General features: G+C 42.4%; 27 protein-coding genes. All 27 read left to right on the forward strand.

Annotation, left to right across the window (positions count from 1 at the left end; genetic code table 11):
* The first annotated feature begins 13 nt into the window (after nucleotides 1-13).
* The 27 genes from ACFQ0V_RS06025 (at nucleotide 14) to tsf (ending at nucleotide 22,709) form a co-directional block, all read left to right on the forward strand.
* Nucleotides 14-1,330 carry a flagellar hook-length control protein FliK gene (locus ACFQ0V_RS06025; protein ID WP_381010972.1) on the forward strand — a complete coding sequence of 439 codons (1,317 nt, stop codon included), beginning with the start codon at nucleotides 14-16 and terminating at the stop codon, nucleotides 1,328-1,330.
* Complete coding sequence (gene flgD / locus ACFQ0V_RS06030) at nucleotides 1,330-2,004, forward strand: flagellar hook assembly protein FlgD (RefSeq protein ID WP_381010974.1); 675 nt, start codon at nucleotides 1,330-1,332, stop codon at nucleotides 2,002-2,004. Before ACFQ0V_RS06025 ends, flgD begins: the two co-directional genes overlap by 1 nt.
* 12 nt (nucleotides 2,005-2,016) lie before the next feature.
* The gene (locus tag ACFQ0V_RS06035; protein WP_381010977.1) at nucleotides 2,017-2,391 is read left to right on the forward strand and encodes a TIGR02530 family flagellar biosynthesis protein; all 375 of its coding nucleotides are present in this window, start codon (nucleotides 2,017-2,019) and stop codon (nucleotides 2,389-2,391) included.
* Between the two features lie 76 nt (nucleotides 2,392-2,467).
* Nucleotides 2,468-3,349: a flagellar basal body rod protein FlgG gene (gene flgG / locus ACFQ0V_RS06040; RefSeq protein ID WP_381010980.1), complete on the forward strand. Its 882-nt coding sequence runs from the start codon at nucleotides 2,468-2,470 to the stop codon at nucleotides 3,347-3,349.
* A gap of 49 nt (nucleotides 3,350-3,398) precedes the next feature.
* Nucleotides 3,399-3,620 carry a flagellar FlbD family protein gene (locus ACFQ0V_RS06045; protein ID WP_381010983.1) on the forward strand — a complete coding sequence of 74 codons (222 nt, stop codon included), beginning with the start codon at nucleotides 3,399-3,401 and terminating at the stop codon, nucleotides 3,618-3,620.
* Nucleotides 3,610-4,041, forward strand: a complete 432-nt coding sequence (gene fliL, locus ACFQ0V_RS06050) for a flagellar basal body-associated protein FliL (protein WP_381010986.1) — start codon at nucleotides 3,610-3,612, stop codon at nucleotides 4,039-4,041. The genes ACFQ0V_RS06045 and fliL overlap by 11 nt, the downstream gene beginning before the upstream one ends.
* A gap of 35 nt (nucleotides 4,042-4,076) precedes the next feature.
* Nucleotides 4,077-5,078: a flagellar motor switch protein FliM gene (gene fliM / locus ACFQ0V_RS06055; RefSeq protein WP_381010989.1), complete on the forward strand. Its 1,002-nt coding sequence runs from the start codon at nucleotides 4,077-4,079 to the stop codon at nucleotides 5,076-5,078.
* Entirely contained in the window at nucleotides 5,071-6,258 is a 1,188-nt protein-coding gene (gene fliY / locus ACFQ0V_RS06060) for a flagellar motor switch phosphatase FliY (protein WP_381010992.1), read from the forward strand. Before fliM ends, fliY begins: the two co-directional genes overlap by 8 nt.
* Nucleotides 6,259-6,282: 24 nt before the next feature.
* Nucleotides 6,283-6,645, forward strand: coding sequence for a response regulator (locus tag ACFQ0V_RS06065; RefSeq protein ID WP_194561423.1), 363 nt, complete (start codon nucleotides 6,283-6,285; stop codon nucleotides 6,643-6,645).
* 3 nt (nucleotides 6,646-6,648) lie between these two features.
* Entirely contained in the window at nucleotides 6,649-7,305 is a 657-nt protein-coding gene (locus ACFQ0V_RS06070; protein WP_381010995.1) for a flagellar biosynthetic protein FliO, read from the forward strand.
* Nucleotides 7,298-7,963 carry a flagellar type III secretion system pore protein FliP gene (gene fliP / locus ACFQ0V_RS06075; RefSeq protein ID WP_381010998.1) on the forward strand — a complete coding sequence of 222 codons (666 nt, stop codon included), beginning with the start codon at nucleotides 7,298-7,300 and terminating at the stop codon, nucleotides 7,961-7,963. The genes ACFQ0V_RS06070 and fliP overlap by 8 nt, the downstream gene beginning before the upstream one ends.
* 16 nt (nucleotides 7,964-7,979) lie before the next feature.
* Nucleotides 7,980-8,249, forward strand: coding sequence for a flagellar biosynthesis protein FliQ (fliQ, locus tag ACFQ0V_RS06080; RefSeq protein WP_381011001.1), 270 nt, complete (start codon nucleotides 7,980-7,982; stop codon nucleotides 8,247-8,249).
* A 5-nt stretch (nucleotides 8,250-8,254) separates the two neighbouring features.
* Nucleotides 8,255-9,034 carry a flagellar biosynthetic protein FliR gene (gene fliR, locus ACFQ0V_RS06085; protein ID WP_381011004.1) on the forward strand — a complete coding sequence of 260 codons (780 nt, stop codon included), beginning with the start codon at nucleotides 8,255-8,257 and terminating at the stop codon, nucleotides 9,032-9,034.
* A 2-nt stretch (nucleotides 9,035-9,036) separates the two neighbouring features.
* Nucleotides 9,037-10,122 carry a flagellar biosynthesis protein FlhB gene (gene flhB, locus ACFQ0V_RS06090; RefSeq protein ID WP_381011006.1) on the forward strand — a complete coding sequence of 362 codons (1,086 nt, stop codon included), beginning with the start codon at nucleotides 9,037-9,039 and terminating at the stop codon, nucleotides 10,120-10,122.
* 24 nt (nucleotides 10,123-10,146) lie between these two features.
* A complete protein-coding gene (gene flhA, locus ACFQ0V_RS06095) occupies nucleotides 10,147-12,183 on the forward strand; it encodes a flagellar biosynthesis protein FlhA (protein ID WP_381011009.1) in 2,037 nt (678 codons plus the stop codon).
* Nucleotides 12,180-13,295 carry a flagellar biosynthesis protein FlhF gene (gene flhF / locus ACFQ0V_RS06100; protein WP_381011012.1) on the forward strand — a complete coding sequence of 372 codons (1,116 nt, stop codon included), beginning with the start codon at nucleotides 12,180-12,182 and terminating at the stop codon, nucleotides 13,293-13,295. Before flhA ends, flhF begins: the two co-directional genes overlap by 4 nt.
* Nucleotides 13,288-14,187: a MinD/ParA family protein gene (locus ACFQ0V_RS06105; RefSeq protein WP_381011015.1), complete on the forward strand. Its 900-nt coding sequence runs from the start codon at nucleotides 13,288-13,290 to the stop codon at nucleotides 14,185-14,187. The genes flhF and ACFQ0V_RS06105 overlap by 8 nt, the downstream gene beginning before the upstream one ends.
* A 7-nt stretch (nucleotides 14,188-14,194) precedes the next feature.
* The gene (locus ACFQ0V_RS06110; RefSeq protein WP_381011018.1) at nucleotides 14,195-15,319 is read left to right on the forward strand and encodes a protein-glutamate methylesterase/protein-glutamine glutaminase; all 1,125 of its coding nucleotides are present in this window, start codon (nucleotides 14,195-14,197) and stop codon (nucleotides 15,317-15,319) included.
* 6 nt (nucleotides 15,320-15,325) lie between these two features.
* Nucleotides 15,326-17,401, forward strand: coding sequence for a chemotaxis protein CheW (locus ACFQ0V_RS06115; RefSeq protein WP_381011021.1), 2,076 nt, complete (start codon nucleotides 15,326-15,328; stop codon nucleotides 17,399-17,401).
* Nucleotides 17,402-17,423: 22 nt separating this feature from the next.
* Complete coding sequence (locus ACFQ0V_RS06120; protein WP_381011023.1) at nucleotides 17,424-17,897, forward strand: chemotaxis protein CheW; 474 nt, start codon at nucleotides 17,424-17,426, stop codon at nucleotides 17,895-17,897.
* Nucleotides 17,887-18,519 carry a chemotaxis protein CheC gene (locus ACFQ0V_RS06125; protein ID WP_381011026.1) on the forward strand — a complete coding sequence of 211 codons (633 nt, stop codon included), beginning with the start codon at nucleotides 17,887-17,889 and terminating at the stop codon, nucleotides 18,517-18,519. The genes ACFQ0V_RS06120 and ACFQ0V_RS06125 overlap by 11 nt, the downstream gene beginning before the upstream one ends.
* Before the next feature lie 5 nt (nucleotides 18,520-18,524).
* Nucleotides 18,525-19,016, forward strand: a complete 492-nt coding sequence (locus tag ACFQ0V_RS06130) for a chemotaxis protein CheD (protein WP_381011867.1) — start codon at nucleotides 18,525-18,527, stop codon at nucleotides 19,014-19,016.
* A gap of 84 nt (nucleotides 19,017-19,100) precedes the next feature.
* On the forward strand, nucleotides 19,101-19,883 hold the full coding sequence (locus ACFQ0V_RS06135) for a FliA/WhiG family RNA polymerase sigma factor (RefSeq protein WP_381011028.1): 783 nt from the start codon (nucleotides 19,101-19,103) through the stop codon (nucleotides 19,881-19,883).
* Nucleotides 19,880-20,194, forward strand: coding sequence for an RNA polymerase subunit sigma (locus tag ACFQ0V_RS06140; RefSeq protein WP_381011031.1), 315 nt, complete (start codon nucleotides 19,880-19,882; stop codon nucleotides 20,192-20,194). Before ACFQ0V_RS06135 ends, ACFQ0V_RS06140 begins: the two co-directional genes overlap by 4 nt.
* Entirely contained in the window at nucleotides 20,195-20,779 is a 585-nt protein-coding gene (locus ACFQ0V_RS06145; RefSeq protein ID WP_381011033.1) for a hypothetical protein, read from the forward strand.
* A gap of 145 nt (nucleotides 20,780-20,924) precedes the next feature.
* Complete coding sequence (rpsB, locus tag ACFQ0V_RS06150) at nucleotides 20,925-21,656, forward strand: 30S ribosomal protein S2 (RefSeq protein WP_381011036.1); 732 nt, start codon at nucleotides 20,925-20,927, stop codon at nucleotides 21,654-21,656.
* A gap of 165 nt (nucleotides 21,657-21,821) precedes the next feature.
* Nucleotides 21,822-22,709 carry a translation elongation factor Ts gene (tsf, locus tag ACFQ0V_RS06155; RefSeq protein WP_381011039.1) on the forward strand — a complete coding sequence of 296 codons (888 nt, stop codon included), beginning with the start codon at nucleotides 21,822-21,824 and terminating at the stop codon, nucleotides 22,707-22,709.
* The last annotated feature ends 25 nt before the right edge of the window (nucleotides 22,710-22,734 follow it).

Genomic DNA, 22,734 nt, shown 5'->3' on the forward strand with positions numbered 1-22,734 from the left:
GTGAAAACAACAAGTGAACATTCAAATGCTACAAATGGCTGCCGTCGCTCAACAAAAATCAGCAGCGATCGACATGAAGGGAAATAGCTCTTCTAAAGACGTCTTCGCATCCGTCATGGCTCAAACGCTCGGCTCAAGCGAGTCGCAAATGACAAAGCTAGAAGAAGCACCAAAATCATCTGAAGATGTGTTAGCGATTTTATCAGAAGTGCTCAACATGTCGACAGAAGAACTGGAACAATTACTACCTGAACTGTTCGATGAAGAATTTGCTACACAGTTAACAGAACTCATCGCAACGATTCCCTATCAAGCGAGTTTGGACGATGTGTACGAACTACTGAAGTCATCTGACACGTACAATGAACTGATCACAACGATTACGAATGCGTTAGAAGGCTTAGTAGAACGATTAACAGAACAGCAAAAGCCACAAGAAGAATCGGTACTCTCATTAGGAGATGTTAATGAATCTTCAAAAGAACAATTGATTCACAATATCGAACAGCTCATTGCAAAGCTTCGCGGAGAGCAAGCGGAAGATCAAATAGAGCCGTTTTGGAATCATGTGACACAGTTGACAGAAGCGATCGAACTACTGCAACAACAAGGTGAAGAATTACCGTTCACAGAAGAACAAGTCGCTCAATTTGCTGTCATTGCCCAGTACATTCAACACGTCGCACCGCAAGCGGATATGCACGTTATCCACGACACTAAATTGCAAAACTTCCAACAGATGATGCAACAATTCGTCCAAACAGAAGCGGAACAATTGCGTTTGCAAGTGGAATCAAAGCCGAAAACAGGCAATCAACAATTGTTATCGTCGATGAATCAGCCGAGCGCAACGTCGGTCTTTTTCCAAACGTTAACGCAAGTGGAATCACCGGAACAGAGCCGTGCAGAAGAATTGATGAAACAACTACAAGCAATTTTGAAACGAGCGAACTTCGGACAAATTGGAGGAGCGAACCGTTTATCGATTCGTTTATATCCAGAACATCTCGGAACGCTTCGAATCGAATTGCAAGAAGTGAACGGAGTGTTAACAGCCCGCATTCTCGCATCGAGCGCACAAGCGCGTGACATGCTAGATTCACGTTTACATCAACTTCGAGCAGCACTCGTCTCGCAAAACTTACAAGTGGAGCGCATCGAGCTTTCTCAAATGCTTCAAGCTTCTGACAAAACAGAGCGCGAACAATTGATGCAGCAAGATACACGCCACGGCGCTACACGTGAAGAAACAGAAGAGACAGAGGAAGAACAAGAAGATGAGAAGTCATTCGCACAGTTCTTAATTGATTTAGAACAGGAGGAAGCATAATGACGAACAATACACAAAGTTTAACAGGTCAACAAAAAATCGATGATTCGATGTATTTATTGAATAAAAAACGCGATCAACGTGTGACAGGTCCTGATTCGATGGGGAAAGACGCATTTATGAAAATTTTAATTGCGCAACTCCAAAACCAAGACCCGACAAATCCGATGAAAGATAACGAATTTATCGCACAAATGGCGCAGTTTTCAGCATTGGAACAGACGATGAACATGGCGAAAGCATTCGAACAGTTCGCACAGTCACAAAACGATGCTCAACTTATTCAATACAACCAATTCGTCGGTAAAACAGTGAAATGGCACGACATTACAGATAAAAAAGATGAAGATGGTAAGCCGATCGCAGAAGAAGGGATGAACCTCATCCAGTCGATCAAGTATAAAGACGGCGTCGCAATTTTCACACTCGATAACGGTCGTGAAATTACAGCAGCGAACATTTCAGAATTACATGACGGTGGCGGCATCACGGGCGGTGGCAACAGTCTCGTTCAAGCGAGCATGCTCATCGGACGCAATGTCACGTACAAAGACGGCGAAGAGATGAAAACGTCAGAAGTGATTTCAGTAACGATGAAAGACGGAAACGTCCAATACGTATTAGCGAACAAAGATAAAATTACGAGCAATGAATTTTTAGAAATTGCCCGCTAGGAGGGAATAAATGTGGATCCATTACATTTCCACCGCCTTCCTGCAATCGGACCTCATCATCCAACGTCACGACAACCGCAAAAAGCGACACCGAGTCGCTCATTCGAAGAGACGTTACAGCAAGCACTCACACCGAAATTAAAAGTGAGCAAACATGCGGAACGACGACTCGCCGAACGCGCGATTGAAGTGAGCGATGCCGAATGGATGCGCATCGAATCGAAAATTGATGAAGCGAGAACGAAAGGGGTAAAAGACTCCCTCGTCTTACTCGACAACGTCGCGATGATCATTAGTGCAAAAAATAGCACAGTCATTACCGCGATGAATCGCAAGGAAGCGGCAGACCAAATTTTTACGAACATTGATGGAACGATACTATTATAGGCAGGACCGCATGCGGATGCCTCGTTCTACGGACTGATTGAAGTAGAACAATATAAACGAAAGAGGAGATACACATATGTTACGCTCAATGTACTCAGGAATTTCAGGATTAAAAAACTTCCAAACGAAACTCGACGTCATCGGTAACAACATCGCCAACGTCAACACACACGGCTTCAAAAAAGGCCGCGTCATCTTCAAAGACCTTTACTCACAAACAGTAGCAGGTGCTTCAGGCCCTTCAGCAAGCCGAGGCGGAGTGAACCCGAAACAAGTCGGACTCGGTGCTCAACTCGGTGCAATCGATACGATTCATGCAGGTGGTTCTACTCAATTTACAGGAAATACGTTAGACCTTGCGATTGAAGGAGATGGATTTTTTGTTGTAGCTCAAGCTGACGGTGAGAGTGAACCTAAACCTGAGCAACTTCTTTCATTAGAAAAACCGCTTTACACAAGAGCAGGAAATTTCTACATGGATGAGAATGGATATATCGTAAACTCGGATGGGTATTACTTAGTTGGGAATGCCGATCCAGTGGGAGAGGAGAAATTAGAAGGTGGAGAATTTGACGACAACAACTATGTAAACATCCAAATTCCACTTGATGCTGAGAGTATGTCGATTGGTGATAACGGAGAAGTTACCTATGTGAAAGATGGGGAATTAAAACCAGCAGGATATCTTGTGATGGCAACATTTAATAACCCTGGTGGATTAGAAAAGGTAGGAGCAAACTATTATCAAGTAAGTCCTAACTCAGGTGATGCTGCTTTTGCAAGTCCTACAATTTCAGGAATGGGAGCAACGAAATCGGGTTCCCTCGAAATGTCTAACGTTGACCTCGGTGAAGAATTCACAGAGATGATTGTCGCACAACGTGGTTTCCAAGCGAACACGCGTATTATTACGACGTCGGATGAAATTTTACAAGAACTAGTTAACTTGAAACGATAATTTTGTTTTTTGAAGGGAGGGTCGGGCCGACCACGCTCGGCCCTTACATATGATTAAAGTAACACGGTTGAATGGGCAGGAATTTTCCATCAACGCCTTATACATAGAGCGCGTCGAGTCGTTTCCAGATACGACGATCACATTGACGACGGGCACCAAATATATCGTGCGTGACTCGAAAGAGGAAGTGCACGACCGAATTATTCAGTTTTATCAAAGTGTTCAATTGTTGTCTAATCCACATATTCGAGGTGAAAATAATGAAAAATAACAAAGGACTTATGATTATTTTAATTGCGCTCGTCATGGTCGTCTTAATTGGCGTCGTCGGTATTGTACTTTGGTTGAATTTCTCCAAAGGGGACGCTGCACCGAAAGAGCCTTCAATCGATGAAGTCGTTGAACAGACGGTTGAGTTTGAAGAAATTACGACCAATTTGAATGCACGTCAGTTTATCCGCATTTCATTAACGATCGAAACGGATAGCAAAAAAGCAGCAGAAGAATTAGAAAAACGTAAATTCCAAGTGAACAGCAAAGTGATTAAAGAATTGTCGGAAATGTCCCCTGAGGACTTTGAAGGCAAGGCGGGAAAACAAGCGTTTGAAGAAACGATTAAAGCGCAAATTAACCCGTTAATGCAAGAAGGAGAAGTGACACAAGTTTACATCGTGTCCTACATTATTCAATAAGATGCAAACTATTATTCAATTGAGGAGGTGACCGTATGTCCGGGGATGTACTATCACAGAACGAAATTGACGCGCTACTTTCGGCAATTTCAACAGGTGAAATGTCAGCAGAAGAAATGAAAAAAGAAGATGAGACCCGGAAGGTCAAAGCGTATGATTTTAAACGCGCGCTCCGATTTTCCAAAGATCAAATTCGAAGTTTAACTCGAATTCACGAAAACTTTGCGCGACTGTTGACGACGTATTTTTCGGCGCAATTACGTACATACGTTCAAATTAACGTCGCCAGTGTAGATCAAATTCCATTCGAGGAGTTCATTCGGTCGATTCCGAATATGACGTTAATTAACATTTTCGAAGTGCCTCCATTGGAAGGAAATATTTTAATGGAAGTGAATCCGAACGTTGCGTATTCCATGCTTGATTTATTGATGGGTGGAACTGGCGGACAGTCTTCGAAAGCGGACGATTTGACTGAAATCGAAACGAAAATTTTAACGAATTTATATGAACGCTCTTTCGATAATTTACGAGAAGCGTGGTCTAGCATTATTGACATCGATCCGTATTTAACGGAAATGGAAGTGAATCCGCAGTTCTTGCAGATGATTTCCCCGAACGAGACGGTCGTCGTCATATCATTTAATATCGTGATAGGCGAATCGAGTGGGATGATTAATATTTGTATCCCTCACGTCGTATTAGAACCGATCGTACCGAACTTATCGGTCCGTTATTGGATGCAATCTAATAAAAAAGAACCGACAGAAGAGCAGAGCAAACAGTTGGAAAAACGCTTGAAGCAAGCACGACTCCCTGTCATTGCCGAACTCGGAAAAAGTCGGATGTCCATTCAAGAATTGCTTTATTTACAGCGCGGCGACATGTTGACGCTCGATAAAGGAATGGATGAGTTATTAACGATCAAAGTAGGAGACATACCGAAATTTAAAGGACAGCCAGGACAAATACGTAACCGTATGGCCGTTCAAATAATTGAAACGATAGTAGACGGAGGGGATGAAGATGATGAGTGATAACATACTTTCGCAAGAGGAAATTGAAGCATTGCTTCGCGGCGATGATGCGGGAGATAGCGGCGAAGAAGAAACATCATCCCAGGAAGAAAATTTTGATGATATTTTAAGCGATATGGAGAAAGACACATTAGGCGAAATTGGAAACATGTCTTTCGGTAGTGCAGCGACTGCATTGTCTGCGTTGCTCGGTCAAAAAGTCGATATTACGACACCGACAACGTCAGTCATTAGCCGGGAAGAATTAGTTGACGAGTTCGTTCAACCTTACGTTGCTGTACAGGTAGAATATACAGTCGGATTAACAGGTGCAAATTTGCTCGTCATTAAACAAAGTGACGCTGCGATTATCGCGGATTTAATGCTCGGTGGAGACGGAACAGATCCTGATCCTGATTTGAGTGAAATTCACTTAAGTGCCGTTCAAGAAGCGATGAACCAAATGATGGGGTCGGCTGCGACATCTATGTCGACCATCTTTAATAAAAAAGTCGATATTTCACCACCGACGACAGACATTATGGATATCTCCTTAGATAAAGGGACGGAGCATATTCCGGAAGAAAGCCCACTCATTCGCGTCTCGTTCAATTTGAAAGTAGGCGAACTGATCGACTCGAACATTATGCAATTGTTCCAAATCGACTTTGCGAAAGGCTTAGTATCTGATTTAGAAAAAGTGATGATGGGTGGAGGAGACGAAGAGGAAGAAGATATTCCAGCGGTTGATTTATCTGCGCCGGTACAAGAACCGACACCAGAACCAGCACCACAACCGCAGCCGCAACAACCGGTACAGCAACAACCAGTGCAACAAGCACCACCTGTTGCGCCACCACCTGTTCAACAACAACAGCCAGTCAATGTCCAACAACCACAATTCGCTAATTTTGAAGCACCGCAGTTAAACGAGGAAGAAACTCACAACTTAAACTTACTGATGGATATTCCGTTAGAAGTGACTGTTGAACTAGGTAGAACACAGCGTTCTGTGAAAGAAATATTAGAAATGTCGAGCGGTTCGATAATTGAATTAGATAAATTAGCAGGTGAACCAGTTGATATTTTAGTGAATAATCGTTATATTGCTAAGGGTGAAGTAGTTGTCATTGACGAGAACTTCGGAGTTCGTATTACGGACATTTTAAGTCAAGCTGACCGCCTTCACAATTTACGATAATTATTTTTAGGAGGAAATAGAATTATGGGTAAACAAATTTTAATTGTGGATGATGCTGCTTTCATGCGCATGATGATCAAAGATATTTTGACGAAAAATGGCTTTGAAGTAGTAGGAGAAGCAGAAAACGGCTTGCAAGCAGTAGAAAAGTACTTAGAACTTAAGCCTGATTTAGTAACGATGGATATTACGATGCCAGAAATGGATGGAATTGCTGCTTTAAAAGAAATTAAAGCGAAAGACCCAGCGGCAACAGTCATTATGTGTTCAGCGATGGGACAGCAAGCGATGGTTATCGATGCAATTCAAGCTGGTGCGAAAGACTTTATCGTGAAGCCTTTCCAAGCGGATCGTGTTATTGAAGCAATCGAAAAAGCTTTAGGATAAACGATGCGTCTGTTTCGAATCATCACCATCGCAATAATGTTACTCGTAGCAACGAGCAGTGTTGCTTTTCCCGTAACGGCACAGGCGCAAACATTTGTAAGTGACTGTGTAGATGGGAACGACTGCGAAGAAGATCCCGCAACAGAACAAGAGCCTTTAGTCCAAGCGAACAGTGCTCCGACTATAGGCTCGTATATTAAAGTAGTATTCGCTTTTGCGTTCGTCATATTTCTTTTATATTTCTTATTGAAATTTGTCAATCGACGCAATCAACAATTCGGCCAAGCGCGTCTTATGCGCAATTTAGGTGGTGTTTCGGTCGGACCTCAAAAATCTGTTCAATTACTTTCGATAGGTGGACGTTACTACTTAATAGGAGTAGGAGACGATGTCCGACTTTTGAAGGAGATAGAGACGGAGGAAGAGTTAGAATCGATTCGTTCATTTGTTGAACTTGAAAGCGATGACGGTGAAGAGCAATCGATGCTCATCATCGATCAATTGAAACGACTGTTTGCCAAGAAACAGAAACCATCTTCCAAACCGAAGAAAGATGAGCCGTTTGATCAGCTATTTCAACAAGAGTTAGATAAAGCACAACAAGAACGTAAAGCACAAATGGAAAAGCTTTTGAAGGAAGAGAGGGAGCGACGTGACTGATTTTATGCAGTTTTTCTCGGATAGTGATCCGACGAATGTATCGACATCGATCAAATTGATGTTATTGCTTACGGTACTTTCGCTAGCCCCAGCAATTCTCATTTTGATGACGTCGTTCACTCGAATTGTCATCGTCTTATCCTTCGTTCGTACGGCGCTCGCAACCCAGCAAATGCCACCGAACCAAGTGCTCGTCGGTCTCGCTTTATTTTTAACATTTTTCATCATGGCACCGACATTCCAAGAAGTGAATAAAGAGGCACTCACTCCTTTGTTCAATGAGGAAATTTCATTGGACGAAGCGTATGAAAATGCGAGTGTGCCAATCAAGCAATTTATGAGTAAGCATACGCGTCAAAAAGATTTGGATTTATTTTTAAAATACAATGATGTGGAACGACCAGAAACAGTGGAAGAAATTCCGCTCACGATGTTAGTTCCAGCTTATGCGCTCAGCGAAATTAAAACGGCGTTTCAAATGGGCTTTATGATTTTCATACCATTTCTCGTCATGGACATGATCGTTGCGAGTGTTTTAATGTCGATGGGTATGATGATGTTACCGCCGGTTATGATTTCATTACCGTTTAAAATTTTATTGTTCATCTTAGTAGATGGTTGGTACTTAGTCATCCAGTCACTGCTGCAAAGTTATTAGAAAGGGGATTAGACAAATGACAGATGAAATGGTGATCTCGATTGCAGAACGTGCGATTAGTGTCGTGTTATTGACGTCCGGTCCCCTTTTAATTATCGCTTTAGTCACAGGGTTATCGGTCAGTATTTTCCAAGCGACGACGCAAATTCAAGAGCAGACGCTCGCTTTCGTTCCGAAAATCGTCGCAGTTCTCGTCTCGATTGTTATTTTTGGACCGTGGATGTTGACGCGTGTGACGAATTTTGCAGGCGATATTTTACAAAACTTACCTCGGTACATCGGGTGATGTGAATGGAACAATTCGTTCTCATCCTCCCGACTTTACTGCTCGTCTTCATGAGAATCTCCGCGTTCTTTGTCGTTGCACCACTATTTTCGTATCGGACGATTCCGAACGTGCAACGATTAATTCTCGCGCTCATCTTAGCAGTATTGCTCGTAGGTTCGATTCAAACAGCGGAGCCGATACCGCTCGATGGTACATATTTTTTACTCATTATGAAAGAGGTCGTCGTCGGCTTAGCGATCGGCATCGTCGCCTTCATCGTGATGAGTGCGATTCAAATTGCCGGAGGATTTATCGATTTCCAGATGGGGTTTGCGATTGCGAACGTTATTGACCCTCAAACAGGAGCGCAATCTCCTTTGCTCGGTCAGTTTTTTAATGCGGTTGCCTTGCTGTTATTGCTAACATTGAATGGACATCATTTATTGTTAGACGGTATTTTTTACAGTTACGAGTTCATCGGCTTAACGCAACTTGGCTTAGCCTTTGGCGAGGAGAACTTCGCAGTCTTCATTACGAAAACATTTGCGCAAGTGTTTCTCATTTCATTCCAAATGGCCGTTCCAATCGTCGCAACTTTATTTTTAGTCGACTTAGCACTCGGAATTACGGCACGAACAGTTCCACAATTGAACATTTTCGTCGTCGGTTTCCCCATTAAGATTACAGTGAGCTTTCTCGTACTCGTCGTCATGGTTCCTGTCATGGTTGCACTCATTCGTCGTTTATTTGAATTCATGGCGTACTCGATGCGTGATTTAATGCTTATTTTAGGAGGCGGCTAAAGATGCAATATTTACGTCTCAATCTGCAATTTTTCTCGGGTGAAAAAACAGAAAAAGCGACACCGAAGAAAAGGGAAGATTCTAGAAAAAAAGGTCAAGTACTGAAAAGTCAAGATGTGACGAGTGCGCTCGTTATTTTATGTGTATTTTTATTTTTATTTTTTGCAGCACCTTTTTTTAGAGAACGAGTTTTTCACTTTTTTGAATTTACATTTACAGAGCTTGTCTCGACTCCTTCGATTACGAAAGATTCCGTCATGCTCGTATACATACAAATACTAATGAAAATGGCCGTCATTTTATTACCTGTCTTCATCGTTTCAATTATTGCAGGAATTAGTGCGAACTTAATGCAGTTCGGTTTTCTCTTTACGACAGAGCCATTGAAGTTCGATTTGAAGAAAATCGATCCGATTAAAGGATTAAAGCGTATTTTCTCAGTTCGTGCAATCGTTGAATTGTTAAAGTCTATATTGAAAATATCATTCATCGGTTCTGTTACGGCGACGATTGTCGTCATCAATATCGATAAAGTATTAGGACTCGCCTTTAAAACGCCTGCTGAAACATTGATGACGGTTGCGACACTCGTCGGAATTATGGGTATCGTCGCAGCGTTCGTCTTACTGTTCATTTCGATTCTCGACTACTTTTATCAAAAGTACGACTATGAAAAGAACTTGAAAATGTCAAAGCAAGATATTAAAGATGAATACAAAAATATGGAAGGGGACCCGCTCATCAAATCGCGCATTAAACAAACACAGCGTGAGATGGCGATGCGTCGTATGATGCAGGAAGTCCCAGAAGCAGACGTCGTCATAACGAACCCGACGCACTACGCGATTGCCTTGAAGTATAAAGATGGCGAAATGGACGCACCGATCGTCGTTGCCAAAGGGGTAGACTTCGTCGCACAAAAGATTAAAATGATCGCGAAAGAACACGACATCGTCATGGTTGAAAACCGACCGCTTGCACGTGCGATGTATGACGAAGTTGAAATCGATCAAGCGGTACCAGAACAGTTTTTCAAAGCGGTAGCCGAAGTGCTCGCATACGTTTACCGTTTGAAACGCAAAATATAAAATGAAGAAGAAAGAAGGGATGACATGCAATTTAAAGATTTAGGTGTACTCGCAGCGGTTATTATGATCGTCGCGATGCTCGTCATCCCATTACCGTCGTGGCTGTTAAGTTTTTTAATTATCGTTAACATCACATTAGGTTTGCTCGTCTTATTGACAGCGATGAATATGAAGGAAGCTCTCGAATTTTCTATCTTCCCATCACTCTTGCTCTTACTTACGTTGTTCCGACTCGGATTGAACGTGTCGACAACGCGTGCGATTTTAACACGTGGAGAAGCAGGGGGCGTCGTTGACACATTCGGTACGTTCGTAACGGGTGGTAACGTCATCGTCGGTCTCGTCGTCTTCGTCATTTTGATCATCATCCAGTTCATCGTTATTACGAAAGGTGCGGAACGTGTATCTGAAGTTGCTGCACGTTTCACACTCGATGCGATGCCTGGTAAACAGATGAGTATCGATGCGGACTTAAACGCAGGGATGATTTCTGAAATTGATGCGCGTGAACGCCGTGAAAAAGTAAGTAACGAAGCAGACTTTTACGGTTCGATGGACGGGGCGACAAAGTTCGTTAAAGGGGACGCAATCGCCGGGATTATTATCGTCATCATTAACTTAATCGTCGGGATGATCATCGGGGTCGCACAAATGGGATTAACATTCGCAGAATCGGCAGAACGTTTTTCACGTTTAACAGTCGGGGACGGAATCGTTTCTCAAATTCCAGCGCTCCTCATTTCGACAGCGACAGGGATCGTCGTAACGCGTGCAGCGTCAGACGGTAACCTCGGAACAGATATTACAGACCAATTGCTCGGACAACCGAAATTGTTATATGTTGCAGGAGTGACGATTTTCTTACTCGGTATTACGACGCCAATTAGCTTAATGTTAACGACACCGATTGCACTCGCTTTAGTAATCGGAGCGTACATGATGCGTCAAGAGGCGGAAGAAGACCCAGAAGAATTGTTAGAAATGGAAGAAGAAGTTGAGACGGATGAGATGAAGAGTCCTGAAAACGTCATTAACTTATTGAACGTCGATCCGATCGAATTCGAATTCGGTTACGGACTCATACCGCTCGTCGATGCGGAACAAGGCGGGGACATTTTAGACCGGGTCGTCATGATTCGACGCCAGTTAGCACTTGAACTCGGTCTTGTCATTCCAGTCGTTCGAATCGTCGACAACATCCAACTTCAGCCGAACGAATATCGCATTAAAATTAAAGGGAATGAAATGGCAAGAGGAGAACTCTTACTCGATCATTACTTAGCGATGAGTCCAGGTGGAGAAGATACGATTGAAGGAATCGACACGATCGAGCCGTCATTCGGACTTCCGGCGAAATGGATTACAGAAGATGTGAAAGAAGAAGCTGAAATTATGGGTTACACCGTCGTTGACCCACCGAGCGTCGTATCGACTCATTTAACTGAAATTATTCGAGCGAATGCGTCAGAACTTCTCGGTCGTCAAGAGACGAAACAACTCGTCGATCACATTCACGAATCGAGCCCAATTCTCGTCGACGAGCTCACACCGACACCGCTCTCAATCGGGGAGATTCAAAAAGTGTTGGCTGGCTTATTGCGTGAAAAAGTATCGATTCGTAACTTGCCTGTCATTTTCGAAACATTGGCAGACTACTCAAAATATACGTCGGATATCGATTTATTAATCGAATATTGTCGTCAAGCGCTCGCTCGTCAAATTACGATGCAATATGCACCACAAGACGGTAGCGCATTGAAAGTACTCACCGTGTCAGGAAATGTTGAAAAGTTGATGGCAGACCATATCGAACAAACTGAACATGGCAGCTATTTATCATTAGCTCCTGAACAGTCACAACAAATATTAGAATCACTTGCACAAGAAGTAGAACGTGTCGCATTAATGAATCAAACACCTGTCGTACTCTGTTCGCCAGCGATTCGCATGTATTTACGTCAAATTACAGAGCGCTACTTCCCACAAATACCTATTTTGTCATATAATGAATTAGAAGCTTCAATTGAAGTACAAAGTGTCGGGGTGGTGGACATCGGATGAAACAGAAAACATATGTAGCAGATTCTATGGTAGAAGCGATGCAATTAGTGCGTGCTGATTTTGGCGAGGATGCCGTCATTATTCGTTCTTCAGTTATTCAAACGAAGGGCTTCCTCGGCATGTTTAAAAAAAATAAAGTAGAAGTTGTCGCCGGTCTTGAAGAACCTATTATTCGACCGGCGTCATCTCGTTTGGTTCAACTTAAAGATACGGACCGCGAATTAGAGCGGAAAGAATCAGAGCGTATGACAGAAGAATTGCTCGAGATGAAACAAATGTTGCAACAATTGCAAACGAAATCGAATAAAGATCATTATCCGAAACCTTTACAAGTCATTTATGAAGGATTGATGGATCATGAGTTGAATGAAAAATTAACATTGCAAATTTGCGACGCTGTTTATCAGAAGATTAAAACGAAAGACGTCGTCGATGATGAACTGTTAATGAAACTCGTTCGCCAAGCGCTACTACAACAATTTGAGCAATATGAATGCGGTGGTGTAACGTTCGACAAAAAATTCATTAATATCGTCGGTCCGACAGGTGTCGGGAAGACGACGACGATCGCAAAAATTGCAGCGCGTGCATTGTTAGAAAAGAAGAAAAAAATCGGATTCATGACGACCGATACGTATCGAATCGCAGCGATTGAGCAGCTGAAGACGTATGCGAATTTATTGCAAGCACCTGTTGAAGTCGTCTATAGCCGTGAAGATTTCGAACGAGCGATGGACCGCTATGCGGATTACGACATCGTCTTCATCGATACGGCAGGACGCAATTATAAAGATGCACAATTTGTGAAAGATTTAAATGATTTAATCCAATTTAATCAAACGATGGAGTCGTACCTCGTTCTTTCGCTCGTTTCAAAAGAACGTGATATGATAGAAATAGCGAAGCAATTCGAACATGTACCGATTCGTCGTTTTATTTTTACGAAAGCAGATGAAGCGACGAATGTCGGTTCTATTTTTAATATGATGGATGCATTTAGTCTAGGAGTAGCGTATATTACAGATGGTCAAGAAGTACCAGAAGATTTAGAGGAAGCATCGGTGGAACAATTAGTGGATCGATTGTTAGAGGGTGTGAATTGCGATGAATGATCAAGCAGCGAAATTAAGACAACGAATGGTTCAAGCGATTGACCAATCGCGAAATGAAACAGGAGCACGTCAACATTTATCACTCGCTCGCACTATTGCTGTCGTGAGCGGTAAAGGTGGCGTAGGAAAGACGAATATTTCCGTCAATTTCGCTTTAGAATTAGCGCGTAATCGAAAGAAAGTGATGTTGCTCGATATGGACTTAGGGATGGGGAATGTGCACATCATTCTCGGTCAACAACCTAAGTTTTCATTGAAAGATTATTTAATAGGCAATGCGCTCATTGAAGAGACGATTACTCCGTACAACACCCATTTAGATTATATTGCGGGTGGGAGCGGTCTCGACGACATTATAGAATGGACGGATGAGATTGTGGAGCGGCTCATGATAGTTTTTGATGAGATGCAAAAAACGTACGATTACATCATATTCGACATGGGGGCAGGTGCAACGAAACGTACGATTGAACTTATCGGTGCAGTGGACGATATTATTGTTGTAGCAACTCCTGAGCCGACATCGATCACAGATGCTTATTCGATGATGAAATATATCGTCATGAACGATTTTGATAAACCGCTCCACATCATCACAAATCGCGTCCAAAACAATAAACAGATGAAGCAAGTATCACACCGTTTACAATACGCCATGAAGAACTTTTTGAAAAAAGAGACGGTCGTTCTCGGGAACTTACAAGAAGACCCACTGATGACTGAAGCGGTTATTGCACAAAAGCCGTTCACGGAATTGAAACCAAACGCAACGCTTTCAAAACAGCTCACTCAAATTACACAGGCGTTTATAGGCAATCCTTTTGAACGAGTTGAAGAGCCAAATCATTTCATTCAAAAATTGAAAGGTTTCTTCATGAAAGGAAGTAGGTAATGTCATTATGAATACTATACGTGTACTCGTCGTCGATGATTCCGCTTTCATGCGTAAAATTATCTCAGACATATTAAACAAACATCCTAAAATTGAAGTAATTGACGTCGCGCGTAACGGAAAAGAAGCTGTTGAAAAAACGATTCGTTTAAAGCCAGACGTCATTACGTTAGATATCGAAATGCCGATCATGGATGGACTCGAAGCGCTCGATCATATTATGAAAGAAGTTCCGACACCTGTCGTCATGTTATCGAGCACGGCAAAGGCGAGCTCGGATCGTACGATGGTCGCGATTGAAAAAGGGGCAGTAGACTTCGTTGCGAAACCAGGAGGCTCGATTTCACTCAATTTAGGGGAGATTGAACATATTTTAATCGATAAAGTAATCGAAGCATCAAAAGTGCAAGTTTCGCGTCTCGTGAGAAGCGAGCGTTCAACGACAACGAAACCGACCGAACGCTTCAAACAAGCGCCTCGCCCGTCAAGTTCAACTGCACAATATGGCGAATTAACGAAAAGTCCAACGAAACTTTCGAAATCACGTAAGACTTTTGTTATAATAGGTACATCGACTGGAGGACCTAGAGCCTTACAGGAAGTTCTTACGAAATTACCAGCCAACGTAGGAGCGCCGATATTGATCGTTCAACATATGCCAAAAGGATTCACTCGCTCTTTAGCGGAACGTCTGAATAATTTATGTGAAATTACAGTTAAAGAAGCGGAACAAGGTGAGACCGTACAAGATAATGTTGCGTACATCGCACCAGGCGGCTATCACCTCAAGTTCAAAAAAGAAGGGTCGCGATATGTCATTTGGCTCGATAAATCAGAACCCCCTCGTAAAGCGCATCGCCCTGCTGTCGACGTCTTACTTGAAAACGCCTCGACGCATAGTGAATTGCAATATTTAACCGTCATCATGACCGGTATGGGATATGATGGCCGAGACGGTTTGCGCACATTACGTGAAGTGGAGAGCAAGACAGTTGCGATTGCGGAGAGTGAGAAAACAGCTGTCATTTACGGCATGCCGAAAGCAGTAATAGAAGAACAATTAGTAGACGAAGTTGTTGAATTAGGTGATATCGCCGATTCAATTATGAAAACGTTAAGTCCAAGGGGGTAATAAAAGATGGATACAAATCAATATTTAGACATGTTCCTCGATGAAAGTAAAGAACACCTTCAATCTTGTACTGAGCATTTATTAGAGTTAGAACAAAATCCGGAAGATTTAGCAATTGTGAACGAAGTGTTCCGTTCAGCTCATACGTTAAAAGGTATGTCAGCGACGATGGGTTACGAAGATATCGCTGACTTAACACATAAGATGGAGAACGTTTTAGATGCGATCCGAAACGAACAGATCGGTGTTTCAACGGAAATTTTAGACGTCGTCTTTGAATCAGTCGATAACTTGGAAGAGATGGTTATGGACATTGAAGACGGAGGAACAGGACAACGCGACGTAACAGCGCTTGTAGACACGTTGAATCGTTTAGCATCTGGAGAAGAACCAGTAGCGGAAGCGGCGCCAACAGCAGCACCGGCAGCAAAAGAAGCGACACAGACGAGTACCGCTCCGACAGCGTCAGCAGGGTCTGTTGAATTAGACGACTTTGAGAAGACGGTCATTGAACAGTCACTCGAACAAAACTTCAACGCTTACGAAATTAAAATTGAATTACGCGACGACTGTATTTTAAAAGCAGCACGTGTCTTCATGTTGTTTGAAATTTTTGAACAAGCAGGTGAAGTGATCAAGTCAAATCCACATGTTGAACAATTAGAAAGTGAAGAGTTCGACACGACGTTCCACGTCATTTTATTGACGGAAGAACAAGCAGATACATTGCAAGCAAAAGCGATGAAAGTATCTGAAGTGGAACAAGTGACAGTTACAGCGATCACACAAGAAACATTAGGTGCTAGTGAAGAGGAGGAAGAGAAGCAAGTTGAGGAAGCTCCGAAACAAGAAGTTGCTGCACCTAAAGTACAGAAACAAGAACCAGCTAAAAAAGAAGAAGCTCCAAAAAAGCGTCGTTCATCAGGTGGAAACTCGAACAAAACAATCCGTGTAAACATTGAACGCCTCGACGTATTAATGAACTTATTTGAAGAGCTTGTCATCGACCGTGGACGATTACAGTCGATTGCGAGTGAGTTACATAACCAAGAATTAAACGAAACGGTAGAACGTATGACACGCGTTTCAGGAGACTTGCAAAACATTATTTTAAATATGCGTATGATTCCGGTAGAAACAGTATTCAACCGTTTCCCGAAAATGGTTCGTCAATTAGCGCGTGACCTCGACAAGAAAGTGAGCTTGGAAATTATCGGTGCGGAAACAGAACTCGACCGTACTGTCATCGACGAGATCGGTGACCCACTCGTTCACTTAATTCGAAATGCGCTCGACCACGGAATCGAAACACCAGCAGAACGTGTTGCGAAAGGTAAGCCTGAAACAGGAACGATCACATTGCGTGCATACCATTCAGGAAACCACGTCTTCATCGAACTTGAAGATGATGGAGCGGGGGTTAACCGTGAGCGCGTCGTAGGAAAAGCGCTCGAACGCGGAATCGTCACGGAAGAAGTCGCGGCGACATTGACAGACAAACAAGTGGCCGAACTCATTTTAGCATCTGGATTCTCGACAGCCGAAGCAATCACAGACGTTTCAGGACGTGGAGTCGGGCTCGACGTCGTGAAAAGCACGATCGAATCGCTCGGAGGATACATTTCCATCGATTCAAAAGAAGGCCAAGGTTCGTTATTCCAAGTTCAATTACCGTTAACATTATCGATTATTTCGGTCATGTTAGTTGAGCTAGATAAAGAGATTTATGCGATTCCTTTATCGTCAATTATTGAAACAGCGATCATCCAATCATCTGAAATTTTAAATGCACACAATCAAAAAGTCATTGATTTCCGAGGAAATATTGTACCGCTCGTCTATTTGAAAGAAATTTTCGAAATGGAACAAAATGAAGAACAAGGTGAATTCCAGTCGGTCGTTATCGTACGTAAAGGCGAAAAGCTTGCTGGTCTTGTCGTCGATTCATTCATCGGTCAACAAGAAATCGTCTTGAAGTCTCTCGGTAACTATTTACAAAGTGTCTTTGCGATTTCAGGTGCGACAATTTTAGGTAATGGTCAAGTTGCATTAATCGTAGAATGTAATTCATTAATCAAATAAATGACGGTAAGGAGTGAATACGATGACTACACCAGAAATAGTAGATTCAAAAGAGATGAAAGTAATCGTCTTCCAATTGATGGATAAGGAATATGCCATTTCAATTGATGTCGTAACGACGATTGAAAAAGTATTATCGATTACACGTGTACCGAATACACCTGATTACGTAAAAGGCGTCATTAACTTACGCGGAGTTGTTACACCGATCGTAGATTTACGTCAACGTTTCGGTTTACCTGAAAAAGAAATGGATGATAACTCACGCATCATTATCGTGACGACAGAAGAATTTGATGTCGGACTTGTCGTCGATATGGCGAACGATGTCATCGACATTCGAGAAGACTCGATCGAACCGCAACCAGAAGTTGTCGGCACGATTGAATCAGAGTTTATTTCAGGCGTTGCGAAAGTTGAGCGTCGTCTACTCGTAATGCTCAATTTAGAAAAAGTATTACAACCAATTAAGCGAGTGTCGAACGATGAACGATAATTTTGAAATTACGAACATGCATTTAGATATTTTAAAAGAAATCGGAAATATCGGTGCAGGCAATGCAGCGACAGCACTATCTCAATTGTTAAATCAAAAAATCGACATGCATGTACCGAGTGTTGAAGTCGTATCATTTGATGAAATGTTTGAATTAGCGGGCGGAGCAGAAAAAGAAGTAGCGAGCATCTATTTGCGCATTGAAGGTGGAATTACAGGGACGATGTTTTTCGTCTTGTCGATTGAATCAGCGAACCAATTTATTCGCAATTTAATTCAAGATGAGTCGTTCGATTTCCATAACGATGAACAGAAAGAAATCGGCGCTTCTGCATTGCAAGAATTAGGGAATATTTTATCAGGATCATATTTATCGTCACTATCTGATTTTACGCAATTAAACATTTATCCGACTGTACCATCGCTCGCTATCGATATGGTAGGAGCGATTGTCAGTTTCGGCCTCGTGGAATTGTCACGCTATAGCGACGAAGTTATTGTCATTAATACATGTATTACCCAAGATCAAGGAGATGGCGTCTCAAGTTTTGCTGGACAGTTTTTCCTCTTGCCTGATCCACCGTCCTATGTGACGATTTTCAAGTCGTTAGGAGTGTTGTGATTGTGATGCAAAATCAAACCGTTGTTCGAGTCGGAATAGCGGATATGAACATCGTGGTAGGGCCGAAGACGATTCGAACATCCGGGCTCGGATCGTGTGTCGGCGTTGTCATTTATGATTCGACACGCAAAATTGCAGGTCTTTTACACGTCATGCTACCTGACTCCAACTTAGGGAAATCAACACGTGTAAATGTAGCAAAATTCGCAGACACTGGAGTTCCAGCATTGATTGAAATGTTGAAACTTGAAGGAGCTCGTCCACTTTCGCTCAAGGCGAAGATAGCCGGTGGTGCTCAAATGTTCCAATTCGGCTCTAGTGATACGGTGAGAATTGGACCGCGAAACATCGAAGCGGTGCGTGAACAATTAAAAAAGTTTTCAATCCCGATCGTCGCTGAAGATGTAGGAGGTACGAAAGGACGAACGATTGAGTTCGATCCTGAAACCTCTTTATTGAACATTCGTACAGTGAATGAAGGGGTAAAAGACATCTAAAAAGGTGGCTGAATAATTTCAGTCGCCTTTTTTCGCTGAAATTGGTATAATTTACTTATAAATCGATAAAGGAGGCGGAGCATAGTGTCAAACAATAGAGAACGAACGATCGATAGTCATTGGGAAAAGTGGATGAACAATCGAGACCCTCTATCAGGAGACATTCTTGTTAACGAATACAAACCGCTCGTTCAGTACCACGTCCAACGCATTCGCGCACGAGTGCCTCGTTCGGTATCACAAGATGAATTGATGAGCTTAGGGTTACAGGGGTTGTTCGACGCTTTAACGAAATTCAATCGAAAACGAGATTTAAAATTTGATACATATGCGTCGTTTCGCATTCGTGGTTCCATCATTGACGGCTTGCGCAAAGAAGATTGGCTGTCGCGCGCTTCGCGTGAACGTACGAAACGTTTAGATGAAGCGATTCAACATTTAGAACAACAATATCAACGCCATGTTGAGCCGGAAGAAATTGCTGCTCATTTAGACTGGACGGTCGATGATGTGTATGAAGTAACGCAGGAGCGCTACTTCTCAAATGTTTTATCGATCGACGAAAAGGTGAATCAAGATGCCGACGATACCGATCATCAATATTTCATCGAGGATGAGCAAGTAGAAACACCGGAAAGTAAAGTGATGAAAAACGAACTGATCCAAGAGCTCATTAAACAAATTGAGACGTTAAACAAAAACGAACAAATGGTATTGCAACTTTTTTACTCGGAAGATATGACGCTAACGGAAATCGGTGAAATTTTAGAATTATCGACGTCGCGCATTTCTCAAATCCATTCGAAAGCGCTGTTAAAATTGAAAGATTTACTCGCACCAGAAGTAATAGACGGAGGGGTTTTATGAGTTTGAAAGGAATTGAACTACAAATCGCTTTACCGAAAACATTTGAAGCTGGGAAAATTGCTGAGCAGAAACAACAGCAATCACAAGTGAACCAAGATTTAGCAAGTGCACTCGTCGAACGCGAGGAGAAGCGCAAAAAAGGAAAAGTGCTTGAATCGGAAGAGACAGCGAAAGTTCGCGACGAAGATGAAGAGAAAAAAAGAAAGGAACAGATGATGCAATCGAAGCGGAAAAAAGGCGCGCGTGATGAAGAAAAGAAAAAATCACAATCGCATCCGTACAAAGGTTCATTCATCGATTTGACGACATAGATGATCACAGCGATAATCGTATTATTTTTATTACAATTTCTAACCCTTAGCGCGCTTGTCATTCTTTATTTACGCTTGCAAAAAAATGAGCAATTGTATGAAGAACAACGCGAGCTCGTTGAGCAGTTTGAAATGTCAATGCAATTGTATTTGGACGAAATCAAAAGAGAGAATGAACAGCTGCTCGAACGTTTAACAGAACGCCCGCGTCCACAAAAGGAAACGGAAGAACATTCGACGTCTGAGATGAAACCGCTCGTCATCCCACCGATTGAAGACGAGTTTGTCGCAACGCCCCAATCGTATGCTTCGCACCTTCAAGCACGACTCATTCAAGAACAGCGTAAAAAAATGACAGCACTTGAAGAAATAAATGAAGTATCACCGCCTGTTTCACAACAAGAAGAGCGAGTAGAACTACCTGTACAAGAGGAAGAAGTGACAGCTCAAGTGGAAGAGAAAGAGGAGACATACGAAGAACAAGTGAAGCGTCTCTATGATGAAGGAGAATCGATCGAGGCGTTAGCGAAGCGGTTCGATCGTGGGAAAACAGAAATCGAATTGCTTTTAAAATTTCATCGTTAAAAAGTTTGCAACTGTAAGCGGTATGTGATATATTAGCTTACGGTATTACTACACACGCAATCGGGATAAGGAAAATGGTGCAGCTTGCTGTCGTTTCCTTAGAGGAACATTGCGGAGGAAAACAACCAATAGGAGGAATTTAGTAATGGCTATTATTTCAATGAAACAATTACTTGAAGCTGGTGTACACTTCGGACACCAAACACGCCGTTGGAACCCGAAAATGAAACCATACATTTTCGTTGAGCGTAACGGAATCTACATCATCGATCTTCAAAAGACGGTGAAAAAACTTGAAGAAGCATACAAATTTATGCGTCAAGTTGGAGAAGACGGAGGACAAGTTCTTTTCGTCGGAACGAAAAAACAAGCACAAGATGCAGTTAAAGAAGAAGCAGAACGTGCAGGCATGTACTACGTTAACCAACGTTGGTTAGGTGGAATGCTCACAAACTTCGAAACGATTCAAAAGCGTGTAGCACGCATGAAAGAAATCGAAAAAATGGAAGAAGACGGCATTTTCGACGTACTTCCTAAAAAAGAAGTTTCTGAACTTATGAAAGAACACGCTCGTCTCGTTAAATTCTTAGGCGGTATCCGTGAAATGAAACGCATCCCAGACGTTATGTTCATCGTAGACCCACGTAAAGAACATATCGCAGTAGCGGAAGCGAATAAATTAAATATTCCAATCGTAGGAATCGTCGATACAAACTGTGACCCAGACGAAATCGACTACGTAATCCCTGCGAACGATGATGCAATCCGTGCAGTTCGTCTCTTAACGAGCAAAATGGCTGACGCATTAATCGAAGGAAACCAAGGTGAAGACGAAGAAGTAGCTCAAGAAGAAACAACTGAAGAAGCTGCAGAATAATTCGACTTTCATCGTTGAAGTTATGAAGCACAACAATCATTCGTGAGCGTTTGCTCGAACATTCCGTCTCGCGCGGGATGTTTACGAATGGAAAGACGATAAGCGGCTGATCCCCTTATCGTCTTTTTTACAGAAGTTAAATTCATCTTAGGAGGAATATATACAATGGCTAAAATTACAGCAGCAATGGTAAAAGAATTACGTGAAAAAACAGGCGTCGGTATGATGGACTGTAAAAAAGCATTAACAGAAGTTGACGGTGACATGGATGCAGCAGTAGACTTCTTACGTGAAAAAGGTCTTGCAAGCGCAGCGAAAAAAGCTGACCGTATCGCAGCAGAAGGTACTACTTCAGTACTCGTTAACGGAAACGAAGCAGTAATCGTTGAAATTAACGCTGAAACAGACTTCGTAGCGAAAAACGATGCATTCCAAACATTAGTACAAGAAATCGCTGAACACCTTTTAGCGAACAAACCAGCTGACGTAGAAGCTGCTGAAGCTTCAACAATGTCAAATGGTGCAACAGTTGCAGACCACATCTCTAGCGCAGTTGCAAAAATCGGTGAGAAAATTACACTTCGCCGTTTCGAAATTATGACAAAAACAGATGCTGACGCATTCGGACCATACTTACACATGGGCGGACGTATTTCAGTATTAACATTACTTGAAGGTTCAACAGACGAAACTGCAGCAAAAGACGTTGCAATGCACATCGCTGCAATGAACCCGAAATACATCTCACGCGACGAAGTTTCTGAAGAAGAAGTAGAGCGCGAGCGTAAAGTATTAACAGAACAAGCACTTAACGAAGGCAAACCAGAAAATATCGTTGCGAAAATGGTAGAAGGTCGCCTCGGCAAGTTCTTCGAAGAAATCTGTGTACTTGAGCAACCATTCGTTAAAGACGGAGACCAAAAAGTTGGTAAATTCGTTGAAGCAACAGGTGGTAAATTAGTGAAATTCGTTCGTTACGAAGTTGGAGAAGGTTTAGAAAAACGTGAAGAAAACTTCGCGGACGAAGTAATGGGTCAAGTAAAAGGTAACTAATAAAAAGACAGTATAGGGGACACAA

Source organism: Savagea faecisuis (assembly GCF_042675605.1).
Taxonomy (GTDB): domain Bacteria; phylum Bacillota; class Bacilli; order Bacillales_A; family Planococcaceae; genus Savagea; species Savagea faecisuis.